Here is a 23,021-nt window from a genome sequence, read left to right as displayed (position 1 = left end):
AGTTCATCATGCTCGAGCTCACACGCCGCGAACTGATCTCAAGCGCCATCGCCGCCGCAGGCCTGATGGCCACGTCACCGATTTCAAGCGCCGCCGCGCCCAAAAAGCCGATCGTCTACTGGACGCCGGAACTCTCGGGCGACGCTCTGTTGCGTCTGTACCAACTGATCAATAAGGACATCACAGGCCGTGTCGCTCTGAAACTTCACACGGGCGAACCGGGCGGACCTAACATTCTGCCGCGCGAATGGATCAAGCAGTTCCAGCGCGCCGTACCGCAAAGCAGGATTGTCGAGTCCAATGTTCTCTACAAGAGCCCGCGTCAGACAAGCGAAGGCCATCGTCGTGTTCTCGCGCAAAACGGTTGGAACTTCTGTCCGGTTGACATCTTGGATGAAGAGGGTGACACGCTGCTTCCCGTCAAAGGCGGCATGCATCTGAAACAGTTCCATGTCGGCAAGCACTTCTTTAACTACGACTCCATGGTGGTGCTGACTCACTTTAAGGGACACGGCATGGGCGGCTTCGGCGGTTCGCTCAAGAACATCGCCATCGGGTGCGCTTCGGGCGCACACGGCAAAGCGGAAGTGCATGCGGTAAAAGCCGACGGGAGCTGGACGACAGGTGCAGCCTTCATGGAACACATGGCCGACGCCGGCAAGGGCATTACGCAGCACTTCGGGAAACGAATCGTTTACCTGAACGTGCTGCGTAACATGTCGGTTGACTGCGACTGCGCGGGCGTTGCCGCAAGCGAACCGACGATGCCGGACCTGGGGATTTTGGCTTCGACCGATTTGGTTGCCATCGACCAAGCGTCGATTGACATCGTCTACGCGATGCCCAAGTTCATGAACCATTCGCTCGTCAAGCGCATTGAGTCGCGTGAGGGGCTCCGCCAACTTTCGGCCATGAAGGAACTCGGCATGGGCACGGGGCAATACGAAATCGTACGAGTGTTGGATAAGAAACCCGGTCAGAGACCGATCGGTGACGGTACGGACGAAGCGTGAGCCAATTTGCGCGAACTTTGTCAAAATAGAGAACCAAAGCGAAACAGCGGCCGCTGATCGTCAAAAAAGCTTCTCCCTCAGGAGCTCAGCGGCTGCATTTCGCTTTTCCTCGTGTGCAGGTGGACAATGACAGGCGACACGACCAAAATTTTCAACGCAATTGACACCGTCGAAGAACCGGAAGTCAAAGCACTTCGGGAACGGCTGATCGAGCGCGTGCGCAATGCCGTCAAAGGCTACACGCCCGTCGATCAAATTCCGGGATTGCATCTGTCCTACGTTGAGCAGGCGCAGACTGTCTCCAACTGCTTTTACGTGCTCTCTGTCGGACTGATCCTCCAAGGCACGAAAAACCTCGTGATAGGCGACAAGAGCTACCGTTACGGAACGGGGTCGATGATCGTCACTTCGGTCGATATGCCCACGTCCTACGAGTTGGTCGGCGTCAAGCCTTCAAACCCGTTTGTATCACTGTCGCTGCGTTTGAATCCCGCCACAATCGCGGATTTCCTTCTGGAAGAAGACCCGCCGCAGGACGGTGTGCGCGATGTCTTTAACGTCGAAAAGCCCACGCAGGAATTGCTCGAAGACTTCGAGCGGCTCTTGAAGCTTCTTGATCATCCCGAGCAGATCAAGGCCAGAGCCCCGATCCTGATTCGCGACATTCATTACCTCGCGCTTTCGAGCAGCTCGGGCGCCTGCCTGCGCGCGTTGTATGCTCCGAGCACCGTTGGCCAGCGCATCCGAAAGTCCATTCAATGGCTGCGAGCCAACTTCAGGGAATCCGTTTCTGTTGAGCAGATGGCTTCCGTTGCCGGTATGGCGCCGACAACGTTTCACCGGCACTTCAAAAGCTTCACATCGCTGTCGCCGCTCCAGTATCAGAAACGGCTGCGTCTGTACGAAGCGCAGCAGTTTATGCTCAAGGGAGAAGGGGACGTAAATTCCGCGGCCTACGCCGTGGGCTATCAAAGCCCTCAGCAATTTAACCGAGACTACAAGCATCTGTTCGGAATCTCACCGGGAAAAATCATCAGAGAGCAGCGCCAGTCGCTCTATGAGGCACTGACAGAAAAGCCAACTGCGCCCTGACTCCGAATTGATCTCCAACGAGCCGCCGTTCTTCCTTGAGCGGCGGTTTTCATTGTTCAGGGCGATATCAAGCGACCGAACCAAGCCGTTTGTTGCCTGAAAATGTTTGGAAAGTTTTCAAACGGGCGTTTTGTCTTGCTAATCATATATTCTGAGTATATGTTTTACGTACAACGCCTAAGAATGATTTTCGTTTCGGCGTAGAGAATTTTTTCAACATACCCATACAGGAAGAAAACCATGCTGACCGCCCGTCAAAAAGAACTTGTCAAAGCCACCGTCCCGGTCCTGCGCGAACACGGCGTTGCGCTGATCTCGCATTTCTACAAGCGCATGCTCACGGGCAACCCCGAGCTGCAAAACGTCTTTAACAACGCGCACCAGGCGCGCGGCCACCAGCAGCAGGCATTGGCGGGCGCCGTTCTGGCCTACGCTGAAAACATTGAAAACCCGACGGTGCTTCTGAACGCCGTCAAGCACATCGCCACCAAGCACTGCACAATCGGCATCCGCGCCGAACAGTACGGCATCGTGGGCAAACACCTTCTCGCATCCATCAAGGAAGTGCTGGGCGAAGCCGCCAACGACGAATTGATCGAAGCGTGGGCTGCCGCCTACGGTCAGCTGGCCGACATTCTCATCGGCGTGGAAGGAGGCATCTACAAGGAACAAACCCTGGCTGACGGCGGTTGGTCGGGCTGGCGTCCATTCGTGGTCGAGCGCAAGGTGCAGGAAACCGAAAACGTCACGAGCTTTTACCTGAAACCCGCCGACAAGGGCACCGTTTCCGCGTACAAACCCGGCCAGTTCGTCTCGGTGCGCGTGTATCTGCCTGAACTCGGCATCATGCAGCCGCGTCAGTATTCGCTCTCGCGCGCTTCGCTTCAAAACGACGGTCTGCGGATTTCTGTCAAGCGCATTGACACCGCGTGCGACAAGCCCGCCGGTCTCGTTTCCAACCATCTGCACGCCCGCGTCAATGTCGGCGACGTGATCGACGTCTCGGCTCCCACCGGTGAGTTCTATCTCAAGGAAGGCAACAACCCGGTCCTGCTCGTGAGCGCCGGTATCGGTATCACGCCCATTCTCGCCATGCTTCAGGACATCGCCGCGAAAAACCCGCAGCGCCCGGTCAAAGTCCTGCACGTGGCTCGCACCGCGGATGACTTTGCGCTCAAGAAGGAAGTGCGCGAAGCTGTAGCCAAGCTCGAAAAGGGCGAATGCGCCGTGTATCTGACGCGAGCCACCGAAACGAAGGAAATGTGCCCGTGCTTCAAACTCAGTCGACCGGACGCCGCTGCCGTTGCCGCGCTGGAGCCTGCCGCTGAGAGCGACGTCTACATCTGCGGTCCCGTGAGCTTCATGGACGATATGCGTGAAACGTTCGTGGCTGCGGGCGTTCCGGCAGCCAACGTGCACTCGGAAGCCTTCGGTACGGGCAATCAGAGCTAAAGAGATAGAGAAAGGACGCGGACCGAGTGTCCGCTGTGAAGAATCGGGCGGTGTTTCGGAAATATCCGACGCCGCCCTTTTTTGTTATCACTGGTCGACAGACCGTATTTGCACAGTGATTCCCAAGCCAGCACAGATTTGAAGTAGGGGAACATACAGACAATTTTTGATTGTCTCAAAAATGCAACATTTAACGTAAAGTCCCCGCTTTTTTCCATGTGATTGACCTAAATCAAGACGTTTTCATGGGGGGGGCAAAATGCCTCGTCCCTTTTGCGAGGGAACTTTTCAATCCTTGGAGACTACCAATGAAAAAAACTCTTCTTGCTAGCGCACTCCTGCTGGCATTTTCAGCTGGAGCTCACGCTGTCGAATGGGAAAACCCCGTTCTGGAATACGATGGCAACAACGATGAGGCCATGAACAAAGCCTATACCAAGTTTGTGAAAAATGATCTTGGACATACATCCGGTTTGACAGAACTGAAGGAAGACGAAACGGGTTACGTTACCTCTCCCAATCTTCAAAATGGTGAAGATATCAACTACGGCGGCGCTCCCGTTTTCCTGCAAAGTAGCGATACCAATCTTGAAGTTGTCAATAATGGCAAGATTTGGGTTGTTGGCGGTGTAGAAGAGGAAGGCAAGGCCTACGTGGCCGAAGGTATGGGAACTTCCGGCGCATCCACGGAACAATCGGTAACCAATAACGGAACCATCTTTGTTGACGGGAAAAATAATTCCATGGCCTACAGCCGTATCAAAGGTATGTCGGCAATCAATGGGAAGGCCATAAACACTGACACTGGAACCATTTTTGTCAAAAACGGCGGTGTTGCAATGCTTGACAACACTGCAACTGGAGCCGACGGTACCAAGGTGCTGCAAAACGACGGCACTATCATTGTGCAATCGGCAGATGTTCGCGCCATCGGTATCTATTATCGAAAGCAAGGTAACGCCGAAGTCAGCAACAACGGGACGATCTACGCCCAAGGCGAAAATGCAGTAGGCGTAGTTCTCGGCGCTGACATTGATGAACAGAAGGAGTTTACGAACAACAACGCAATCTTAGCTTCGGATGGTGGGAAAGCCATTGTTGTCTCCGATGAATTGACCAAAGGTGCTACGCTCAATTTCGGCGCAAATTCCCAAGTCGACGGTCTGGTTGATGCCAACAGCAACACTATCCTCAATTTCACTGGTAATACCGACACCATCGAACTGGCAGACGATGCCCAGGCGATTAACGTTGATAGCGCAAGCAATATTACGATTCGCCAAGGGACCGACACCGGACTTGATATTGATTCTGTAACCACAGCTCAAGGCGGTTCCACGTCTTTTGAACTTACCCGTTTGGGTACCACCGGCGACGAAGTTTTGGCGATTGGACAGGTTGACGGTGATATTTCTGTCGGTTACACCGGCGATGTCTCTGACGATCTTGTCCAGGGTGCCGACGCAAACGACTTGTTCAATGGCATTCTGATCGAAGAAGGTCAAGACTTGACTACCGTCACGGTCGACGAAGGTGCGTGGGGCAACGCTTTGGTCGCCACCAAGGATGAAAACGGTGTCCATCTGCGTTCCACCTCCACGAACTCCCTTCTGTCTTCTGCCAAAGATGTGGCCTTGACTGCCGCATTGATGTGGAGAAGCCAGCTCACCAATTTGACTGACCGTCTCGGAACGTTGCGTACGTTGCCGCAGGCTGCCGGCGGCTGGGCTCGATACAACAATGGTCGTCTGGAAGGCCGCGGTATCGAACACGATTACAACACGATTGAAGTGGGCTTCGATGCTCCTGTCAGCAACAACTTCCTGGTTGGTGTGAGCTTTGACTACACGTTCGGCGATACGGACATTGCCGCCGGTACTTCCGACAACGACACCTACGCCTTGGGCTTGTACGGCACCTATTTCTCCGAAAGCGGCAGCTTCCTTGACTTGATGGCCAAAATCGGTCGAATTGACGCCGAATACGACCTTGACAACGGCATTCATGAAAAAGCCGACTACATGATGACCGGTGCCATCGTTGGCGTTGAAGGCGGTCATCGCTTTGACCTTAGCCACAATATGTTTGTGGAACCGCAGGTACAACTGACCTATAGCTGGTTGCGTGCTTCCTCGTACTCAACCGACATTCGTACTGTTGATTTGGAAACGATGGAAAGCCTCATTGCTCGTGTGGGCTTCATGGGCGGTGTCAAGTTCAACGAGAACAAGGGCGCTGCTTATCTGAAGGCAAGCTACAACCATGACTTCCTGGGTGACGTTGATGCCAAGTTCAGCGGTGTCGTTGACGGCAACCCCATCGCCCTTGGCATCAATGATGAGCTTGATGACAATTGGGGCGAAGTCTCGCTGGGTGCCAGCTACAACGTTACCGATTCCGTACACGCGTTCATTGATGTCGGCACCAGCTTCGGTGGCGATATTGACCAGAAGTGGCGCGTGAACTTCGGCGGTCGATACGTCTTCTAACGTGAGTCATATGCCCTGATAAAGGGTTAAAAGGACTCCATATGAACATCCCCAACGAGACCATTAATTTCGTTGGGGATGTTTTCATTTGAATCTAATTTACGAATCAATCTGAGACCACTCGGATTGTCGCAATTTTGTCCATTGGAAAAACTGCGATCTGATCGAGTGTCACCCCGTCAAGTTCCTTGTAGAACGCCTCGCGTGCATTGAAAAGAACTCCGCGCAAGCGGCAACCGCCGTTTAAAAGGGGACAACGGGGTTCGTCGCACTCGACAAGCTCTTCATTGACTTCCGTGAGACGCACGATGTCGCCGACGCGATATTCACGAGCAGGTTTGGCAAGCGACACACCGCCGGTGCGACCGCGAACAGCCTTCAAATAGCCCTGCTGCACGGCTAGGTGCGCGACCTTGATCACCAGATTCTTGTTCCAGTTGAGCGCTTCGCTCAAGTCGTGAATCGAGACGTGGTCCTCATCGGGGTGAGAAGCCAGATACACGAAAATGCGAAGAAGGATGTCGGTGGCGCGCTTGAGCTGCATGGCATCAGGTGATTGGAGAAGGATGTCGGTGGCGCGCTTGAGCTGCATGGCATCAGGTGATTGGAAAGAGAATTGGTTAAACGAATGATAACGGCCAAAAAAGCGACAAAAATGAACGGCGCCGTTCGAAATCGAATCGAACCGGCGCCGTTTCTATCAAACGATGTGAAGAAGGATTACTTCTTGGCGGCCTTTTCCTTCAGAGTGAAGTTGTGGCAGCTGTTGCACATCAGTTCGGGCTTGGCCTGGTTGGCCTTGTGGCAGTCCTCGCAGTTGACCTTGCCCATGTGGTTGTCATGGGGGTTGGGTTCGAGGTTGGCCGTCTTCTTGGCGAGATCTTCGTAAGAAACGTGGCACTTCAGGCACTGGTTCTTCGTCACAAAGCCGTTTTCGGACTTCGGCCACATGCCCTGATGCTTCTGAGCGAGGGTCTGTTCAGCAGCAGCGGCGGCACCGGCAGCAAACGAAAGGCTCACGCTGAGAGCCAAAGCGGCGATAAAACTCTTTTTCATTTTGTCTTTCTCCCGGTGATTGGTTACTTCTTGGCGGCCTTCTTGGCGCGGTTGGCCATTTCAACGCCGGCCACACGGCCGAACACGGTAGCGGCACCGAGCTGTGCACCGCCCGCGTAGTTGTGGAAGAAGATGCCGCCGGCGGAGTTGCCAGCTGCGTAGAGACCCGGGATGCTCTTGCCGTCGAGGTTCTGGATTTCCGTCTTCGTGTTGATCAACGGACCGCCGAAGGTGGCCGTCATGCCGCCCTGAAGCGGAACGGCGTAGAACGGAGCCTTGGCAATCGGATGGGGCTTCTTGTAGGTGCAGGGCGGATTCATTTCGCCGAGCTTGCCTGCCTTCATCTTTTCGTTGTATTCGTCAACGAGCTTCTTGACCTTTTCTGCGGGCAGGCCGACCTGCTTGCACAGTTCTTCGATCGTGTCGGCCTTGCCGTAGGGCGAGTTCAGGCGGTCGAATTTCGGAATCACCTTGTCGAGCACGGAGCAGTCGCTGTCAACAATCACCCATGCGGTGTTGTCGAGCGTCATCTGAGCCGTCGTACGGGCCTTGATGACGTAGGTGTTGTTTTCGTCCATGTAGCGGTTGCCCGAGGTATTGACTTGGATGCCGTAACCGGAGTTGAGAACGTCGGCGGGATTGACGTGAGTCTTGCCGATGATCGGACCGGAGTGGAACTGGTCCATGTTCACGAACTTCGTAAAGAGCGGCAGGGTGAGGGAAATGTTTTCGCCGGTAATTGCAGGAGAACCACGCAGCACCATGCGGGTTGCCCAGCCGCCGATGTAGCGGTCGACCATTTCGGGATTGCCCGAGAAGCCGCCGGTGGCGATGCAAACGCCGCCGCGGGACATGAAGGTCTTCTGGCCGGCCGGAGTAAGGGCCTTGACGCCGGTCACGGCGAACTTGTCGTCGTGCAAAAGTTCGATGGCCTTGTGTTCGTAGCGGATGTCGATACCGCGCTTTTCAGCTGCCTTGAGAAGAGCCTGAACGAGGCGGGCGCCACCCGTTTGGCCTTCGCCCAGAACGCGGCAGGTGCGGCCCAGACGCGGATAGGGCATGGGACGGATCTTGCCGAACTTCACGCCGATATCCTTTTCAAGCCAGTCGATGCCTTCGGAAATCTTGTCGGTGTAGAGGCGGTTGAGAGCCTTGTCGCCCATCTGCTTGGAGATGTCCATCATCATGGCGTAGAAGGCGTCGGCCGTATCCTTGATGCCCTGTTCAGCCTGGTGGCGCGTGCCCCAGCCGCAGATCGAACCCAGAGCGAAGATGGCGTTGCCGTTGGGACGGTCGCACTTTTCGAGCACGACAACCTTGGCGCCGGCGTCATGAGCGGTGATGGCCGTGATGAGGCCGGCGGGACCGGCACCGAGCACGATGGCGTCAAACGTTTCCGCCTTGGCCTTCTTGGGGGCGGCTTCAGCAGTGGAAGCCAAACCAAAGCCGGCGGCGCCGACGGCGGTCGCGCCCACGAGCGAGCTCTTAAAGAGGCTGCGGCGGCTCATTTCTTTTTCGATCATTGTCTTCTCCTGATTGAGGTAGGCAAACGCACCGTCGCGACATTCAAGACGCCGACGCCGCTCTTAAGACCGATCGGATCAATGACTCTCCGACCCTGAGCACCGGCGCCGCCTGACGCGATCGATACGCCGCCAAAAGATTCGAGGTCTCTTAACAGACCTTCTCTCTGACTCAAGCGTATTTTTAGACCTCGTAGGTGCTACGTAGATTTGACGTAAATCAAAGATTCGAGTGAAGACCCGGAGGATTTTCCCGAATCCGGACCATACGTCGGGCCGAATCAGAAGAAATGTTCGGAGAGAACGACTTGAGGTTCGCCCGCGGAATTGATCTCCACCCAGCCCTTGCGAGGGCGATTCTTGTCATCGAGATCCCAATCGGGAATCACGGTGCGGGTGAAGTTGTCATAGACGTAATGCGCCGGGCGGTGGGTGTGGCCGTGAATGACGTGAGCGCAGTTCTTGGCGAAGACTTCACAAGCGACTTCGTCATAGACCACGTCCATCATCTCGCGCGAGCGTTCGGTCTTGGTCTTCTTGGACTGCGCGCGCGCTTTTTTTGCAAAGTCGATGCGCTCCTCAACAGTCATGCGAAGCGCCATCAGCTGAAAAGCTTCGTCGTGCATCTGACGGCGAAACTCCTGGTACTCGTCGTCCAACGTGCACCACTTGTCGCCATGAGAAAGAAGAATGCGCTTGCCGGAGCATTCGACGACGGTGCCGTCGGCGACAAGCTCGGCGCCGCAATGGCGCGCAAAATCTTCGCCGATCAGAAAGTCGCGGTTGCCCTGCATGAGGTAAACACGTTTGCCCAGAGAGGCGTATTTGCGCAACGCTCGGGCCAGGGGTTCGGCCGGAGAAGAGGCGTCGTCGCCGATCCAGTATTCAAAAATGTCGCCGAGCAAAAAGAGTTCGTCATAGTTTTTAGCCTGAGTTTTCAAAAACCACAGAAACCCGAGCACGGTCTTTTTATTGCGGCCGGAAAGATGCAGGTCGGAAACGAAAACGGGACGCGACAATGGCGCCATTTCAGTGATACCGCTGACGCAGGGAGCCTTGAGCGGCTCGGAGAGTTTGAGTCCCGTAAGCTTCATTTTCGGTAAGCAAAAGAAGCCCCCGCACGAAAGCAGGGGCCGTATTTCCTGATAAATCAGATCTCTTCGACCTTTTCCATCACAACGTCTTCGACAGGCACATCACCGTACCAGGAGCGGGAAGCCGTGCGCACGCGAGCGATGGCGTCAATCACGTCGGTGCCGGAAACAACCTTGCCGAACACGGCGTAGCCCCAGCCGCGGGAGGTGGGGGAGGTGTGATTCAGGAAGTCGTTGTCGGCCACATTGATGAAGAACTGGCTCGTGGCAGAGTGCGGCTCGTTGGTGCGGGCCATCGCGATCGTGTACTTGTCGTTCTTCAGACCGTTGTTGGCTTCGTTTTCAATCGGAGCCTTGGTTTGCTTCTGCTTCAGACCGGGTTCAAAGCCGCCGCCCTGAATCATGAAGCCGCTGATGACGCGGTGAAAAATCGTGCCGTTGTAAAAGCCCGAGCGAACGTAGGAAAGGAAATTTTCGCAGGTCTTCGGAGCAGCTGCTTCATTGAGTTCGACGTCAAAGACGCCCATATTGGTCGTAAAGCGAATCATGATTACGAATCACATCCCAAAGAAAAAAATAAAAAATTCAAGGCCAAAGACACGGAGCTCCTTTGTCGCAAGAAGCTCCACACTCACTTAGCGCTTGATCTTGACGGAGAGGATTTTAACGGTTTGCATCGGAACGTCACGCATGCCCATGCGCGTACCGGTCTTTGCGGAGCCGATCTTGTCGACAACATCCATACCGCGAATCACTCGCCCGAACACCGTGTAGCCCCAGCCGTCGCGTGCGTTTTTGGCATCCAGGAAGTCGTTGTCGACCGTGTTCACGAACCACTGACAGGTGGCCGAGTGAGGTTCATTCGTGCGGGCCATGGCAATCGTGCCGCGCAGGTTGGGCAACCCGCCGCGGGCTTCGTTGACAATCGCGGGGTGCGTTGCACGCTTTTGCTTCAAGTCAGGCGTAAAGCCGCCGCCCTGCACCATGAAGCCGTCGATGACGCGATGAAAGATCGTTCCGTCGTAAAAGCCTTCGTCGGCGTAGCGGATAAAGTTGGCGACCGTGATGGGAGCGCGCTGGGCGTCCAGACGCACGACGAAGTCGCCGAGCGAGGTGGAGATTTCCGCGATCGGCTCATCCTTGGGTGCGGCAACGGCGGAGCCGCCCGCAACAACGGCGGCCAGAGCCGCAGGGAAGGTCAGACGGAAGCGATTGGCAATTTTCATGATGTGTCTCTTCGAACAAAGGCGCTTGAGCATGTCAGGACTTAAGCGCAAAAAACGATTGCGGTCGATTACTCGCCCAGAAGCTTGTTGAGCAGTTCAATGTTAGCGTTTAGCTTTTCTTTATTGCCACCCGTTTTAATTGCGGTGTTGTAGGCGTTCTTGGCTTTTGCTAAATAGAGGTTGCCTAAATTCATATGAGCTAGCGCAAAACCCGGGCGAAGGGCCACTGCCTTTACAAGAAGCTCTTCGGCTCGTACGAGGTTGCCGTTGCGCGAGTAGAGCCCCGCGAGATTGTTGTATGCCTCGGGGATTTCCGGATAGGTGCGGATGAACTGCTCAAAGCCGTTGATCGCCTTGTCGCGATCGCCCATGCGTTCGTAGACGACGCAGCGCTGGAATCGGAGCTGTGCGGAGTGGGGGTTGGACTTGAGGCCCTCGGCGATGAGTTTCAATGCGTCGTTGTAGTCACCGCGGTTGATGAGCTTGTCGACCACGCCCGGCACCTGGCCGTTATTGAGAAGGACAGAAGGCGCGTCAGGATCGACGAGCGCGGCGCAAGCCGGAAGCGTTGCTGCCGCCACCAGAGCGCAGCCGGCGGCAACGAGCGCCGGACGAACGAAAGAAAGCATTCGGGTCATTGGGTGGAATTTGTGAGCCTGACGCCGGCAAGTTGAAAAAAGCCCGAAAAAGCGGGTTCGGGCGCCATTTTTCAGGGCCGCAGCAGGCACGAAACTGTTAAACTCCGTAGATTGTAATGCATCGCCGCATTCGCTCCTTTGCGCCCATCGGTGGCTCTTTGTTACGGAATGCGGCAGGCAGCACGAAAAATCAGAAACGAAAGTACGCAATGACCCTTCAAATCTATTCGACGCTCAGCAAAGACATCCGCCCGTTTACGCCCATCGAACCCGGCAAGGTCGGCATGTACGTCTGCGGCGTCACGGTCTACGACTACACCCACATCGGCCACGGCCGCACCTTTGTCGCCTTCGACGTCGTGCGCCGCTGGCTTGAGGCAAGCGGTTACGCCGTCACGTTCGTGCGCAACGTCACCGACGTCGACGACAAGATCATCAAGCGCGCCGCCGAGCGCGGCATCTCCACGAAGGAACTCACCGACGAATTCACCGCTGCAATGCAGCAGGACATGCTGAGTCTCGGGTGCCTTGCGCCCACGTACGAGCCGCGCGCCACCGAATTCATCCCGCAGATGCTCAACCTCGTTGAAAAGCTCGAGCAAAAGGGCCTTGCCTATGCCGCCGACAACGGCGACGTCGACTACGCCGTACGCAAGTTCGCCGGCTACGGCAAGCTCTCAGGACGTCAGCCCGACGAAATGCGCGCGGGCGCCCGCATCGAAGTGGCTCAAGCCAAGCGCGATCCGCTCGACTTCGTACTTTGGAAGGCCGCCAAGCCGGGCGAGCCCGCCTGGGATTCGAAGTGGGGCAAGGGGCGCCCGGGCTGGCACATCGAGTGCTCGGCCATGAGCTGCCACTATCTTGGCAAGACCTTTGACATCCACGGCGGCGGCCCGGATCTGATCTTCCCGCACCATGAAAACGAAATTGCGCAAAGCGAAGGCGCCAATGACGCTCCCTTTGCCAACGTCTGGATGCACTCCGGTCCGCTGCGCGTCAAGCGCGAGGACGGCACCGAAGAGAAGATGAGCAAGTCTCTGGGCAACTTCTGGACGATTCGCGACGCGTTGAAGGAAACGAACGGCGCCTATGGCGAAGGCAACGGCAGCGAAGTGCTGCGCTTCTTCCTTTTGAGAAGCCACTACCGCAGCCCGATCAGCTTTGCCAACAGTCTCATCGACGATTCGCACAAGGCGCTGCAGCGCCTTTATACGGCACTCAAGAACGCCCCGAAAGATGAGAACAGCGAGGCGATCGATTGGACCAATCCGTGGGCCGCTAAATTCAAGGCCGCGATGGACGAAGATTTCAACACGCCCGAAGCGATCGGCGTGTTGCAGCAGATGGCTGCGGAGATCAACCGAACGGGCGATGCTCAAACCGCCTCGCTTCTGAAAAAATTAGGTGCGGTTCTCAACGTCCTGCAGCTTGACGCGGAAGTGTTCCTGAAGGGTGCCGTCACGGGGCTTGACGAAGCCGCCATCGACGCCAAGGTGGCCGAGCGCACGGCCGCCAAGAAGGCGCGCGACTTTGCCCGCGCCGACGCCATCCGCAACGAACTCGCCGCGCTCGGCATCGTGATCGAAGACGGTCCGGCCGGTTCAACCTGGCGCCGTCAGTAACGTTTTCGCTCGTCGGTTATGGCAATCGTCACCTGGTGGAACGAAGCGCTCGAGGCTCTCTCGGGCGAAGCGTATTTCCTTGAAGCCCGTCGCAGAACGGCGGGGCAGGGACTTGTTGCCTGTGAAAATCTCTTTAACACGTATGTGCGCGCCGTATGCGGTCAGCAGGTCAATACGGCTGTGGCTGAAAAAATGGCGCAGTCGGTCTTCGAGTACGCCGGAGACAAAGGCGACAACGCCGCCGACGCTCTGGCCGGAAGTTCTGTCGACGCGCTTCGTAATCTGGGACTCTCGCAAACCAAGGCGGGAGCTCTTGTAGCGATCGCGCAAAAGTATGTCGAGGGCAGCTTCACGGCGCCGGCGCTGGAAGCACTTGACGACGCGGCGGTGCGCGCTCGATTGACCGGCGTCAAGGGCGTGGGGCCGTGGACTGCGGACATGGTGCTGATTTTCGGATTGAACCGACCGGATGTTTGGGCGCAAACGGATTTCGGGCTGCGCAAAGCGCTGGAAAAAACCGGGCTCGGTGCCAAGGACCCGCGGGTGTGGGCTCCGTGGCGCACAGCCGCCACATGGCTTTTGTGGCAGAGCCTCACCGCAACCCCCGTACAGTATTAGTTAGTCAAGGCGAAACCGACGTTTTGCCGTTAGGAACATAAGCATGGCCAAAGCAGTATTTCTGGATTTCGAAAAGGATCTCGGCGAAATCTACAAAAAGATGGAAGAGCTCGAAAATAAGGAACTGGAAACAGGTGTGAGCGAAAACGAAGCGCTCTCCGAGCTCAAGCGCAAGATGCGCACGCGTACGGCCGAGATCTACGCCGATTTGACGCCGTGGCAGACGGCTCTGGTGGCACGCCACCCCAACCGTCCGTACACGCTCGACTACATCGACGCCATTTTTGAGGATTTCCACGAACTGCACGGCGATCGCACCTTTGCCGACGATCAGAGCATCGTGGGCGGTCTGGCGCGTCTGGGCGAACACGCCGTGATGGTGATCGGCCACCAGAAGGGCCGCGACACCCGCGAACGCACGCGCCGCAACTTCGGCATGACCAAGCCCGAAGGCTACCGCAAGGCTCTGCGTCTGATGAAGCTTGCCGAAAAGTTCAGCCTGCCGGTCTTCACGTTCGTCGACACCCCGGGCGCCTATCCCGGCATCGACGCGGAAGAGCGCAATCAGTCCGAAGCCATCGGCCGCAACATCTATGAGCTGGCCAAACTGCGCGTTCCCGTGATCTCCACGATCATCGGCGAAGGCGGCTCGGGCGGAGCTCTCGCCATTGCCGTGTGCGACTCGCTCATCATGCTTCAATACTCCACGTATTCCGTGATCAGCCCTGAAGGGTGCGCCTCCATTCTCTGGAAGAGCGCCGACAAGGCTCCTGAAGCCGCTCAAGCTCTGGCGCTCACATCCGACCGACTCCTTGAACTCGGCCTCGTCGACAAGGTGATCAGCGAACCGCTCGGCGGCGCGCACCGCGATCCCAAGCTCATGGCTTCGACCCTGCGCAAGACCCTGGTCGATCAGTTGAAGGCGTTCCTCACGATGGATCCGGACGCTCTGGTCGAGCGCCGTCTCGGCCGTCTGATGAACTACGGCCGCTTTGAGGAAAAGTGCAGCAGCGCTTATGAACTGCTGTGCCAGGCTGCGCACGAAAGCGAACTGCCGCTTGAAGAGTCGGCGGCGGAAGAACCCAAGACGAAGGAGCCGGAAACACCCAAGAAGCCGCGCCGCAGCTGCGCATTGCGCCGCAAGCCCGTAGCGAAGAAATCGCAAGTGGCAGAAACCGCGGAAACCGTCGCTGAGACCGCTCCGAAGAAACCTGCGCGCCGCCGTTCCGCGACGCGCAAAACTGCTGCAAAGAAGGAGGCTCCCGAAGCCGCTTCCGCAGAACCCGCAAAGGAATAAATTCAGGCGTAAATGACGCATAAGAAGCAACGTGCGGCCACGTCTCCGGCTGCCAGGCTCACGCTTTTGCTTGCCGACACGATCGATACGATCGCCGACCGCAAGCCCGCCGCGAGCGTCGAACAGTTTTGTTTGACGCCCGTCAACCCCGTGCGCATTCTGGTTGCGTACTCGGGTGGCAAAGATTCGACGGCGCTCGTCGACGTTCTCGCGCGTCTCAAGAAGACCGCCTACAAGAACGTGATCGAGTCGGTGACGGCCGTGCATGTGCATCACGGCTTGAGCAAGATGGCCGACGAATGGGTGCGGCACGCCGAGGAGCAGTGCGCCAAGTGGCAGATTCCGCTGCGCGTCGAGCGCGTCTACGTGCCTCAGCACTCGGCCTGCGGCATTGAAGCCGCCGCCCGTCAGGCCCGCTACAAGGCGCTCATGAAGGTCGCCCGAGAACTCAATTCGGACGCGATCTTCACGGCGCACCATTTGGACGATCGCATCGAGACCTTCCTCATTCAGTGGATCCGCGGTGCGGGTCCCGAGGGGCTTGCCGCAATCAGCCCCGTGCGCATGCTCGAAAGCGCCGGCGACGACGCCGAACTTGTGCTCGCGCGTCCCTGGCTCGAAGTCTCGAGCAACGAAATCGCCGCCTACGTCAAGCGCGCCAAGCTCACCTGGGTCGAAGACGACAGCAATGCCGATACGCGCTTTTTGCGCAACCTCATTCGCAACGACATCCTGCCGCCGTTGGACGCCGCCCGAAAAGGGTGGAGAGCAGCTGCGGCACGTTCCATCACGCTCGTGGCGCAGTCGGCTGAAATTCTTTCCAACCTGGGCGAGGACGACTGCCTGCACTGCGCAGGCGACAAACCGGGGTCACTCAACATCGCCAAGCTTCTCAATCTCGGTTTTGAGCGTCAGGCCAACTGTCTGAGAGCCTGGCTCGGGCTGTCGGGCATCCGTTCGCCTTCGCATGCCAAACTGAGCGAAATCCTGCGTCAGCTTCGGCAGACCCATGCCGACACCAAGATGAGTTTTCGCATCGGCGGCAAGGAACTGCGCCGCTGGGGCGTCAATCTTGTTCTGGTCGATCCCGTAACCGCTCCGCGCGGCGCCGAGCTTCTTATTGCGCTCGAATGGAAGGGCGAGGAGAGCATTGCGCTTGCGCCCTGGGCCGGCGTCTTGAAGTTCGTTCGCTGCGAAGCCGACGAACCGGGGCTTGACGCCAACCTGCTGCGGGAAGGCAAGCTCGAAGTGCGTCCGCGCAAGGGCGGCGAAAAGATCAAGCTCTATCGACTGCGTCCGTCGCGCAACCTCAAGCATCTTTTCCAGGCCGTTGGTGTGCCTTCGTTTGAGCGCAGCAAACTTCCGCTTGTGTGGCTAAACGACCGCCTGGTGTACGCCGCCGGGCTCGGTACCGACGTGCGCATGTACGCCGATCCGGTGCTTTCCCCCGAGCGCGTTCGTCTCGTTTGGGTGCCCGACAAGCCGCTTCTGGCTCTGGGACCTGCCGAGGACGACCTCTAAACAAGAATTCTTAACTCGCATCATGGGCCGCAGAGAAACTAAAAAACGCATGGGCGATCTCTTCAACGACGTCATGCTCGAAGACAGTGCCGATCTGATCGCGGGCGTGGACGAGGCGGGCCGCGGCCCGCTTGCCGGCCCTGTGGTGGCCGCCGCCGTCATCCTTGATCCGATGCGCCCGATTGCGGGCCTGCGCGACAGCAAGAAACTCTCCGAAGAAGCCCGCGAAGCGCTGGCACCGCTCATCAAGGAAAGAGCGCTTGACTGGTCGGTGGCGCACGCCACGGTCGAGGAAATCGACGAACTCAACATTCTGCAGGCCACGATGCTCGCGATGAAACGAGCCGTGATGGGCCTTACTGTGCGGCCCAATCTGGTGCTCGTCGACGGCAACCGCGTGCCGCACATCGACATTGCGGTAAACGCAATCGTCGGAGGCGACGACAAGGTGGCTGCCATTTCCGCGGCGTCGATCATCGCGAAGACTACGCGTGACCAGTGGCTTGTGGAGCTCGACAAGGAGCATCCCGAATACGGCTTTGCCAAGCACAAGGGTTACGGCACCCCTGAACATTTGGCTGCACTCGAAAAATACGGTCCTTTGCCGGCTCATCGCAAGACCTTTGCACCGGTAAAAAAAGTGATCGAAATGCGAAAGGGCAAAGAAGGCGAGCTTGAATTGACTTAACCCAATGATCGCTAAGCGCAAAAAGCAAAAGTCCGACACAAAAACAGAATTTTGATAGATTCTCTTTATTACAGAAGACAAAAAGAGGGCGGCACCTATCGGAGAAATTCATCGATAGGTGCCGCCCAAATTGCAGGAGCGTATTTTTGTCAGATCAGACGTCCGGCCTTCTTGTTAGAGATATTGCAGAACGCGGCTAAGCGTACGAACGCGGTTTTCGATCGTGTCCACGCGCAGGTATTCGCGTTCGGAATGGAAACCGGCACCGGCGGGAGCCACGCCGTCAATGACGGGCACGCCGACCTGAGCGATGCGGTTGGCGTCGGAGCCGCCGCCGGCATCGACCCAAGTGGCTTCGTAGCCTTCTTCCTTGGCAGCACGATTGACCATTTCAACGAGTTCCTTGGTGGCGTCCGTGCAGGGCATGGCCGGCGACTTGGAAACGCGCGTGGCGTCAACGGTGATGCCGTCGCCCCAATTCTGCTTTGCCAGAGCTTCAATGCCTTCATCAATTTCGCGGCCGTCTTCGTCGTTCCAGCAGCGGGTGTCGATCTTAAGGGTGCACTTTTCCGGAACCGTGTTGCAGACCGTACCTCCTTCGATAACGCCGACCGTCACGCTCGTGCCCTTGCCTTCGAGGTCCTGGAGGTTGGTGATGGCGATTGTGAGGTGAGCGGCAGCCAGAACCGCGCTGCGGCCGTCCTGCGGGTTATTGCCGGCGTGAGCGGCCACACCGTGCACGACCACGTTCCAAACGGAGCGACCCTTGCGGGAACGAACGAAGGCACCCGTGGCGCGGCCGGGTTCGCAAACGATGGCGCGCTTGCACTTGGAAGCCATCTGCTGGAGCCATTCGCGGGAGGAAAGCGAACTGATTTCTTCGTCGGGGTTGTAGCACACAGCGATGGCCAGACGATCAAGGTCTTCCTTGCGGGCGTTCTTGAGAGCGTGGAAGATCGCGATGACACCGGCCTTGCAGTCGGCGCACCCCGGCCCCGTCACCTTGCCGTCTTCAACCTTGAAGGGGCGTGCGGCGGCGGTACCGTCGGGAAACACGGTGTCGAGGTGAGCATTGAACATGATGTCGAACTTTTCGGCACCGGGCTTGTTCGTCGCAAACAGACCCTTGCCGGCCTTCGGGCCGAGGTCCACAAGTTCCGTCGCAAAACCGATGGAGTCGAAGTGGCGCTTCATGATGTTGGCCACCTTGGTGACGCCTTCGCAGTTGGCGCTGCCGCAGTCGAGATTGACAACTTCGGCGAGGTCTTGGAGATAGGTCTCGAGCATTTGGTTTGTCCTTAAAAAATGTCCCTTTCCCGGGAGGTGTATCGGATAGGGACAATTCTTCAGGATTGAGCTCGAACTCGCCTTGTACCTTGGTTCAAGACGATGCGATTTCTCCGATGGCAGCCAAATATTTATGCGCTTCCAGAGCCGAGCGCACGCCAAGTTTCTTGCAGGCGTTGGCTCGATGGATCTTGACCGTGTGTTCCTGGATGCCCAGGTCGATCGCGATCACCTTATTGAGTTTGTCGTCGGCAACCAAACGGATAATTTCCTTTTCACGCTGCGTGAGCGTCTCAAAGGCGCTGCGCATCATGTCGATACGGAATTTTTCTTTTCTCGCTTCTATGTTTTGATCCGACAACCGACGCACGGTCTGACGCAAACGCTCGGGTTCGACGGGTTTCTCGCAAAAGTCGCCCGCACCTTTTTGCAGTGCCATCACCGCCATGGAAATGTCGCCGTGACCGGTGAGAAACACGATCGGCAGATCAATGCCGCGGCGCAACATTTCGTCCTGAAGTTCCAGTCCGTTCATATCGGGCATACGCACGTCGAGAATCACGCAGCCGGGGGTACGAATATCGTCATTTTCCAGAAAGGCAGCGGCGCTCTCGTAAGCCACGGCTTCGATTCCTGCCACGCGAAGCGTAAAGACGGTGGAATTGCGCACCGTTTCTTCGTCGTCAATGACGCGAGCCAGAGGCCGCAGAGCTCGGCTGCTCAGTTCTTCGGTCATGCGGTTTGCTCCTCATGAGGTTGATCGGCGGCCGGAATGCAAAGCGAGACGGACAAGCCGCCCGGCTGATTGCGGGTGAATTCCAGTCGGGCCGCGTGACGCTCGGCAATGGTACGGCTGATCGACAGGCCCAGGCCGAGCCCTTCGATTTTTTCACTCGCCACGGGACGCGCAAGCGTACGGAACTGCTCGTCGGAAACGGCCGGTCCGTTGTCTTGGACCTTGAGTCTCCAGAAAGCTGTCGTTGTGCTCGATTCGGAGGTCAGCGAAATATGAATCTCTCCCTTGCCGTCGGGGTTCTTCCGAATCGCCGAAAGGGCGTTTTTGAGGCAATTGACCACAAGGAGCTCAAGCTCCAGGGCGTCGCCCGAAACAAACGCTTCGGGCGGAAGCGAAGAGAGGATGCGAACACCGGTGAGGTCGCTCCCTGATCGGAAGGAACCGAAGGCATGCTTGACGATGTCGCACAGATCCACCGATTGATGTGCCTTCTCACGGTTCTTCGCATAGGCCCGCACGCGATCGACGATGCTTGCCACGCGCTCGGCCTGCTTGGTGATTTCACGGGTAGCCTCGTCAATCACCGGATCCTTGCCGCGGCCGCCCAAGTAAAGAGACAAGCCGTCGGCGTAATTGATTAGGCTTGCCACCGGTTGGCGCAATTCGTGAGCGATCATGCTCGAAATTTCCGAGACAAAACCCGCACGCTCCAATTGCGAGAGTCTTTCGCGGTCAATGCGGGCAGTCTTTTCAAGTTCCGACTTCTCATCGATCACTTCCACGAGCTTTTTGGTGCGGCGCGCCACGGTGCGGCTCACGGCAAAGCTGTAGAGCACGGCGGCAGCCAGAAGAAGCACGCCGATCAAAAGCGCATACTTGTAGCGATCGATCATCACGCTCGAGCCGGTCATTCGCACGGTCGGACTATAGCCCAGGCGCTCGACCAGATGGCGAGTTTCGCTCAAATTGGCACCGACGGTCCACCCGTATCCCGACTCGCTCATCGGCATGGAAAGGAGCGCCGCGGAAAGTCTGCGCTTGATGTCGGGTGACAAGGAGGCCCGAGCCGCAAAGATGAGATCGGGATAGAGATCAGTCGAACGCAGACAGGCAAAGGTGTCTTCGGATTTCTTGCCCACCACCTTGATCGTATTGGGCGCCACCAGCCCTCGGGCCACCAGGCTTTCGAATTCGCAGGTGCGCAGAATACCGAAGTCGACTTCCTTATTGAGCACGGCCTCGACGATGGGCATGCCGGACTTGTCCTTGAAGTAGGCCTTGCCGAAGTAGTTTTTCGGATACTGCGTGATGTTGGAGATTTCCCCCAGAGCAACGATCCAGCCCGCAAAGGACTGGGGACTTAAGGCAGCAACACGTTTGGAGCGCAGATCAGACGTACTCGTGATTCCCGCGTCGTCGGCACGCGCAATGAAAACCGCGCCCATGGCCTTGCCCGGATCTTGCGACTGAGGAGACTTGCGCACGGCCAAAGCCGTGGCGCCGGAGGTTTCAAGGTAGGTGTATAGGCCGCTTGTGACCACAAAGAGGTCAACCTCGTGCTTAACTGCGGCAACGGTCAGATCGAATTCGGACAAAGGCACGACTTGAAACGCGTACTCGGGCATCGCGTTTTTGAGGCGCTCGATCGTGACGTCCATCAAGTCGGTGCGGAATGTGAACAGCGGCGAATAGTACACGCCCACGCGAAGCGTCGCAGGCTGCCGGGCAGGCTTGCGCGCTTCGGACGAAGCTTCCAGATAGTCGGCAGCATCCTCCACGTCTTCTGCGGTTTGAGCAAACGACGGAGAAACGAAGCCCATGATAAGAGCGCAGACCAAGGCCGAAGCCCCGGGCAAGACCTTGCGCAGGCGGTTTCTCAGAAGCAAGCCGTGTTGTGTATGGGCCATCGGTACCTTTTTTCCGAGAGATCGACAAACTTCGATTGTACCAATACGAAAAAGACAGGCTGTGCGCTCGAAGAAGGAACGCTCAGCCTGCCCAACAGGAGGAGAATGATTGGAAATTAATTGAGCAGGATCGTGGTCACCACCATCACGATCAAGCCGCCGATCATCGGAATTGCCGTACGGCGAATGAGCGCGAACGGACTGATGCCCGAGCAACCCGCCACAGCGACCACCACGGCGGTAATCGGGGACATGTTGCGGGCCATGCCGGTCGAGAGCTGCATCGGCATGAGAAGCAGGATGGTCGAGACGCCGAACTGCTGAGCAAAGTCAGGCATCAGCGGCGAGAAGGCGTAGAACGGAGCATTGCCCGAACCCATCACGACGGAAGCAATCGAAATGAAGGTCACGACGACGATCATGATGGCATAAGCGGGCAGGCCCATGTTCTTGGTGACGTCAATCAGATAATCGATGGTACCCGTGGCGATCAGGCCCTTGGCAAAGAGTTCGCCGGCAACGATCAGGGTGATCACGGTCGCGAACTGACGGCCCATCGTGTTGAAGAAGTCCATGGCGGTCGTGAGCACTTCCTTGGCGGGCTTGCGGATGAGTTCGCAAATCAGAGCCACCGTAAAGGAGATGAACATTGCCGTCGGAACATCAAGCTTGATGCTCGAGATCACGAAGCGGTTGAACACGAAGAGCATGATGAGCGGCAGCATCGGCAGGAAACCATACCAGGCCGGCGCGCCCTTGCTGTCGAGGTCGTTTTGCTTGGCGACGGTTTCATCGATTTCGTTGGCCTTTTCACCGTCCTTGGCGTCAAAGTACTTCTGGGAGAAGTAATGCAGCACGGCCACGGCAATCGTGGTCACGAGACCGACCGGAAGCTGGTATTCGATGAAGTAGGTCATCGTATCCATGCCGGCCACCTGAGCGGCGTAGTTGGCAGCGCCCGATGTCGGACCCATGTCAAGGCAGGACACCGTGATGATCAGGGCGGCGGCGGAAAGTCGGGAGACACCGAGGCGCACGAGCACCGGATACATCGTCACCATCAAGAGCATGGACAGACCCGAAGCGCTCGGAATGAACAAGTCAGCCACGGCACCTACGACGTAACTCAGAGCGAGCACGAGATAGGGGGACTTGAAGACGCGCAGCGGACGGGAGATGTAATCGGCCATCAGAGCGCTTGCGCCGATCTTGGCCATGTAGGTGGAATAGCCCGAGGCGGCCATGATCAGCAGACCGATGCCGGCCACGCGGGAGCTCATCAGGGAGGTGATGCATTTGAAGAGGTCAAAGCCCACGAAGCCCGTGCTAGAAACACCCTTGGGAAGAATCTGAGCACCGTTGGGGAGAAGCCCAAGCGCATCCATGGCCAGGGCACTGACCAACAAAACCAAGCCGCCGAAGAAGAGCACGAACTGGGCTTTCATCTTCTTGAGCAGAATCCAGACCACCAGGACGGTGACTGCAAGTGAAATTAAGACGCCGATCATTTTTTCGGAGTTCTTTTCGGTTGAATTTGCACACGTGTTTGTTATGTGGCAGACAACGCATCGATGTTGCAGCAAGCGAAAAGTGCGGGAAGAAGTGCTTCTTTTCGTCGACGTGTCAGATCTGTGGATACATTGCCGCCGGTTTTCGAGTGAAATTCTGAAGATCGGCGTCAAATTTCTCCTTGTACCTTGGTTCAATACCGCGCAAGGTCGCTTATGAAAAAGCCGTTGCCATGACCCTCCGGCCCAAATTG

Annotated in this window: 19 protein-coding genes and 1 pseudogene; 9 read left to right on the top strand and 11 right to left on the bottom strand. The window is 57.2% G+C overall.

The window, feature by feature from the left end; translation table 11 throughout:
• The first annotated feature begins 8 nt into the window (after nt 1-8).
• From DW133_RS06500 to DW133_RS06485, 4 genes are all read left to right on the top strand, one after another.
• Nucleotides 9-1,013: a DUF362 domain-containing protein gene (locus tag DW133_RS06500; RefSeq protein WP_118275840.1), complete on the top strand. Its 1,005-nt coding sequence runs from the start codon at nt 9-11 to the stop codon at nt 1,011-1,013.
• Between the two features lie 126 nt (nt 1,014-1,139).
• Entirely contained in the window at nt 1,140-2,105 is a 966-nt protein-coding gene (locus DW133_RS06495; protein ID WP_118275839.1) for an AraC family transcriptional regulator, read from the top strand.
• Between the two features lie 240 nt (nt 2,106-2,345).
• Nucleotides 2,346-3,557 (top strand): NO-inducible flavohemoprotein, encoded by a 1,212-nt coding sequence (gene hmpA, locus DW133_RS06490; RefSeq protein ID WP_118275838.1) that lies wholly within the window; start codon nt 2,346-2,348, stop codon nt 3,555-3,557.
• A 308-nt stretch (nt 3,558-3,865) separates the two neighbouring features.
• On the top strand, nt 3,866-6,046 hold the full coding sequence (locus DW133_RS06485; protein ID WP_158571139.1) for an autotransporter outer membrane beta-barrel domain-containing protein: 2,181 nt from the start codon (nt 3,866-3,868) through the stop codon (nt 6,044-6,046).
• 106 nt (nt 6,047-6,152) lie between these two features.
• Here the strand turns inward: DW133_RS06485 and DW133_RS06480 are convergent, their stop codons facing one another.
• The 7 genes from DW133_RS06480 to DW133_RS06450 form a co-directional block, all read right to left on the bottom strand.
• A complete protein-coding gene (locus DW133_RS06480) occupies nt 6,153-6,638 on the bottom strand; it encodes an Rrf2 family transcriptional regulator (protein WP_118275836.1) in 486 nt (161 codons plus the stop codon).
• Nucleotides 6,639-6,766: 128 nt separating this feature from the next.
• Complete coding sequence (locus DW133_RS06475; protein WP_118275835.1) at nt 6,767-7,102, bottom strand: cytochrome c3 family protein; 336 nt, start codon at nt 7,100-7,102, stop codon at nt 6,767-6,769.
• A gap of 23 nt (nt 7,103-7,125) precedes the next feature.
• A complete protein-coding gene (locus DW133_RS06470) occupies nt 7,126-8,625 on the bottom strand; it encodes an FAD-dependent oxidoreductase (protein ID WP_118275834.1) in 1,500 nt (499 codons plus the stop codon).
• Between the two features lie 281 nt (nt 8,626-8,906).
• Nucleotides 8,907-9,719, bottom strand: a complete 813-nt coding sequence (locus tag DW133_RS06465; protein ID WP_118275833.1) for a UDP-2,3-diacylglucosamine diphosphatase — start codon at nt 9,717-9,719, stop codon at nt 8,907-8,909.
• 56 nt (nt 9,720-9,775) lie between these two features.
• Nucleotides 9,776-10,267, bottom strand: coding sequence for a peptidylprolyl isomerase (locus tag DW133_RS06460; RefSeq protein WP_118275832.1), 492 nt, complete (start codon nt 10,265-10,267; stop codon nt 9,776-9,778).
• 87 nt (nt 10,268-10,354) lie between these two features.
• Nucleotides 10,355-10,945, bottom strand: a complete 591-nt coding sequence (locus DW133_RS06455; RefSeq protein ID WP_118275887.1) for a peptidylprolyl isomerase — start codon at nt 10,943-10,945, stop codon at nt 10,355-10,357.
• A gap of 68 nt (nt 10,946-11,013) precedes the next feature.
• Nucleotides 11,014-11,574 (bottom strand): tetratricopeptide repeat protein, encoded by a 561-nt coding sequence (locus tag DW133_RS06450; RefSeq protein WP_158571138.1) that lies wholly within the window; start codon nt 11,572-11,574, stop codon nt 11,014-11,016.
• A gap of 218 nt (nt 11,575-11,792) precedes the next feature.
• On the opposite strand from DW133_RS06450, the gene cysS reads away from it, so the two are divergent.
• The 5 genes and pseudogenes from cysS (at nt 11,793) to rnhB (ending at nt 17,329) form a co-directional block, all read left to right on the top strand.
• Nucleotides 11,793-13,205: a cysteine--tRNA ligase gene (gene cysS / locus DW133_RS06445; protein ID WP_118275886.1), complete on the top strand. Its 1,413-nt coding sequence runs from the start codon at nt 11,793-11,795 to the stop codon at nt 13,203-13,205.
• An 18-nt stretch (nt 13,206-13,223) separates the two neighbouring features.
• A complete protein-coding gene (locus DW133_RS06440; protein WP_118275830.1) occupies nt 13,224-13,823 on the top strand; it encodes a DNA-3-methyladenine glycosylase in 600 nt (199 codons plus the stop codon).
• A gap of 43 nt (nt 13,824-13,866) precedes the next feature.
• Nucleotides 13,867-14,823, top strand: a pseudogene (locus tag DW133_RS06435) (acetyl-CoA carboxylase carboxyltransferase subunit alpha); the annotation flags it as partial.
• Nucleotides 14,824-15,132: 309 nt separating this feature from the next.
• The gene (gene tilS / locus DW133_RS06430) at nt 15,133-16,641 is read left to right on the top strand and encodes a tRNA lysidine(34) synthetase TilS (RefSeq protein ID WP_118275828.1); all 1,509 of its coding nucleotides are present in this window, start codon (nt 15,133-15,135) and stop codon (nt 16,639-16,641) included.
• 49 nt (nt 16,642-16,690) lie between these two features.
• A complete protein-coding gene (rnhB, locus tag DW133_RS06425) occupies nt 16,691-17,329 on the top strand; it encodes a ribonuclease HII (RefSeq protein WP_199588836.1) in 639 nt (212 codons plus the stop codon).
• 174 nt (nt 17,330-17,503) lie between these two features.
• On the opposite strand, the gene DW133_RS06420 is transcribed toward rnhB, so the two are convergent.
• From DW133_RS06420 to dcuC, 4 genes are all read right to left on the bottom strand, one after another.
• Nucleotides 17,504-18,616 (bottom strand): M20 family metallopeptidase, encoded by a 1,113-nt coding sequence (locus DW133_RS06420; RefSeq protein ID WP_118275827.1) that lies wholly within the window; start codon nt 18,614-18,616, stop codon nt 17,504-17,506.
• Nucleotides 18,617-18,710: 94 nt separating this feature from the next.
• A complete protein-coding gene (locus DW133_RS06415; RefSeq protein ID WP_118275826.1) occupies nt 18,711-19,352 on the bottom strand; it encodes a response regulator transcription factor in 642 nt (213 codons plus the stop codon).
• Entirely contained in the window at nt 19,349-21,259 is a 1,911-nt protein-coding gene (locus tag DW133_RS06410) for a PhnD/SsuA/transferrin family substrate-binding protein (protein ID WP_118275825.1), read from the bottom strand. The genes DW133_RS06415 and DW133_RS06410 overlap by 4 nt, the downstream gene beginning before the upstream one ends.
• 116 nt (nt 21,260-21,375) lie before the next feature.
• A complete protein-coding gene (gene dcuC / locus DW133_RS06405) occupies nt 21,376-22,767 on the bottom strand; it encodes a C4-dicarboxylate transporter DcuC (protein WP_118275824.1) in 1,392 nt (463 codons plus the stop codon).
• Nucleotides 22,768-23,021: the final 254 nt, after the last annotated feature.

It is taken from the genome of Sutterella sp. AM11-39, from assembly GCF_003472385.1.
GTDB classification, from domain to species: domain Bacteria; phylum Pseudomonadota; class Gammaproteobacteria; order Burkholderiales; family Burkholderiaceae_F; genus Duodenibacillus; species Duodenibacillus intestinigallinarum.
The sequence above is the reverse complement of the archived record's forward strand: the minus strand, read 5'-3'. Positions and strand labels throughout refer to the sequence as shown.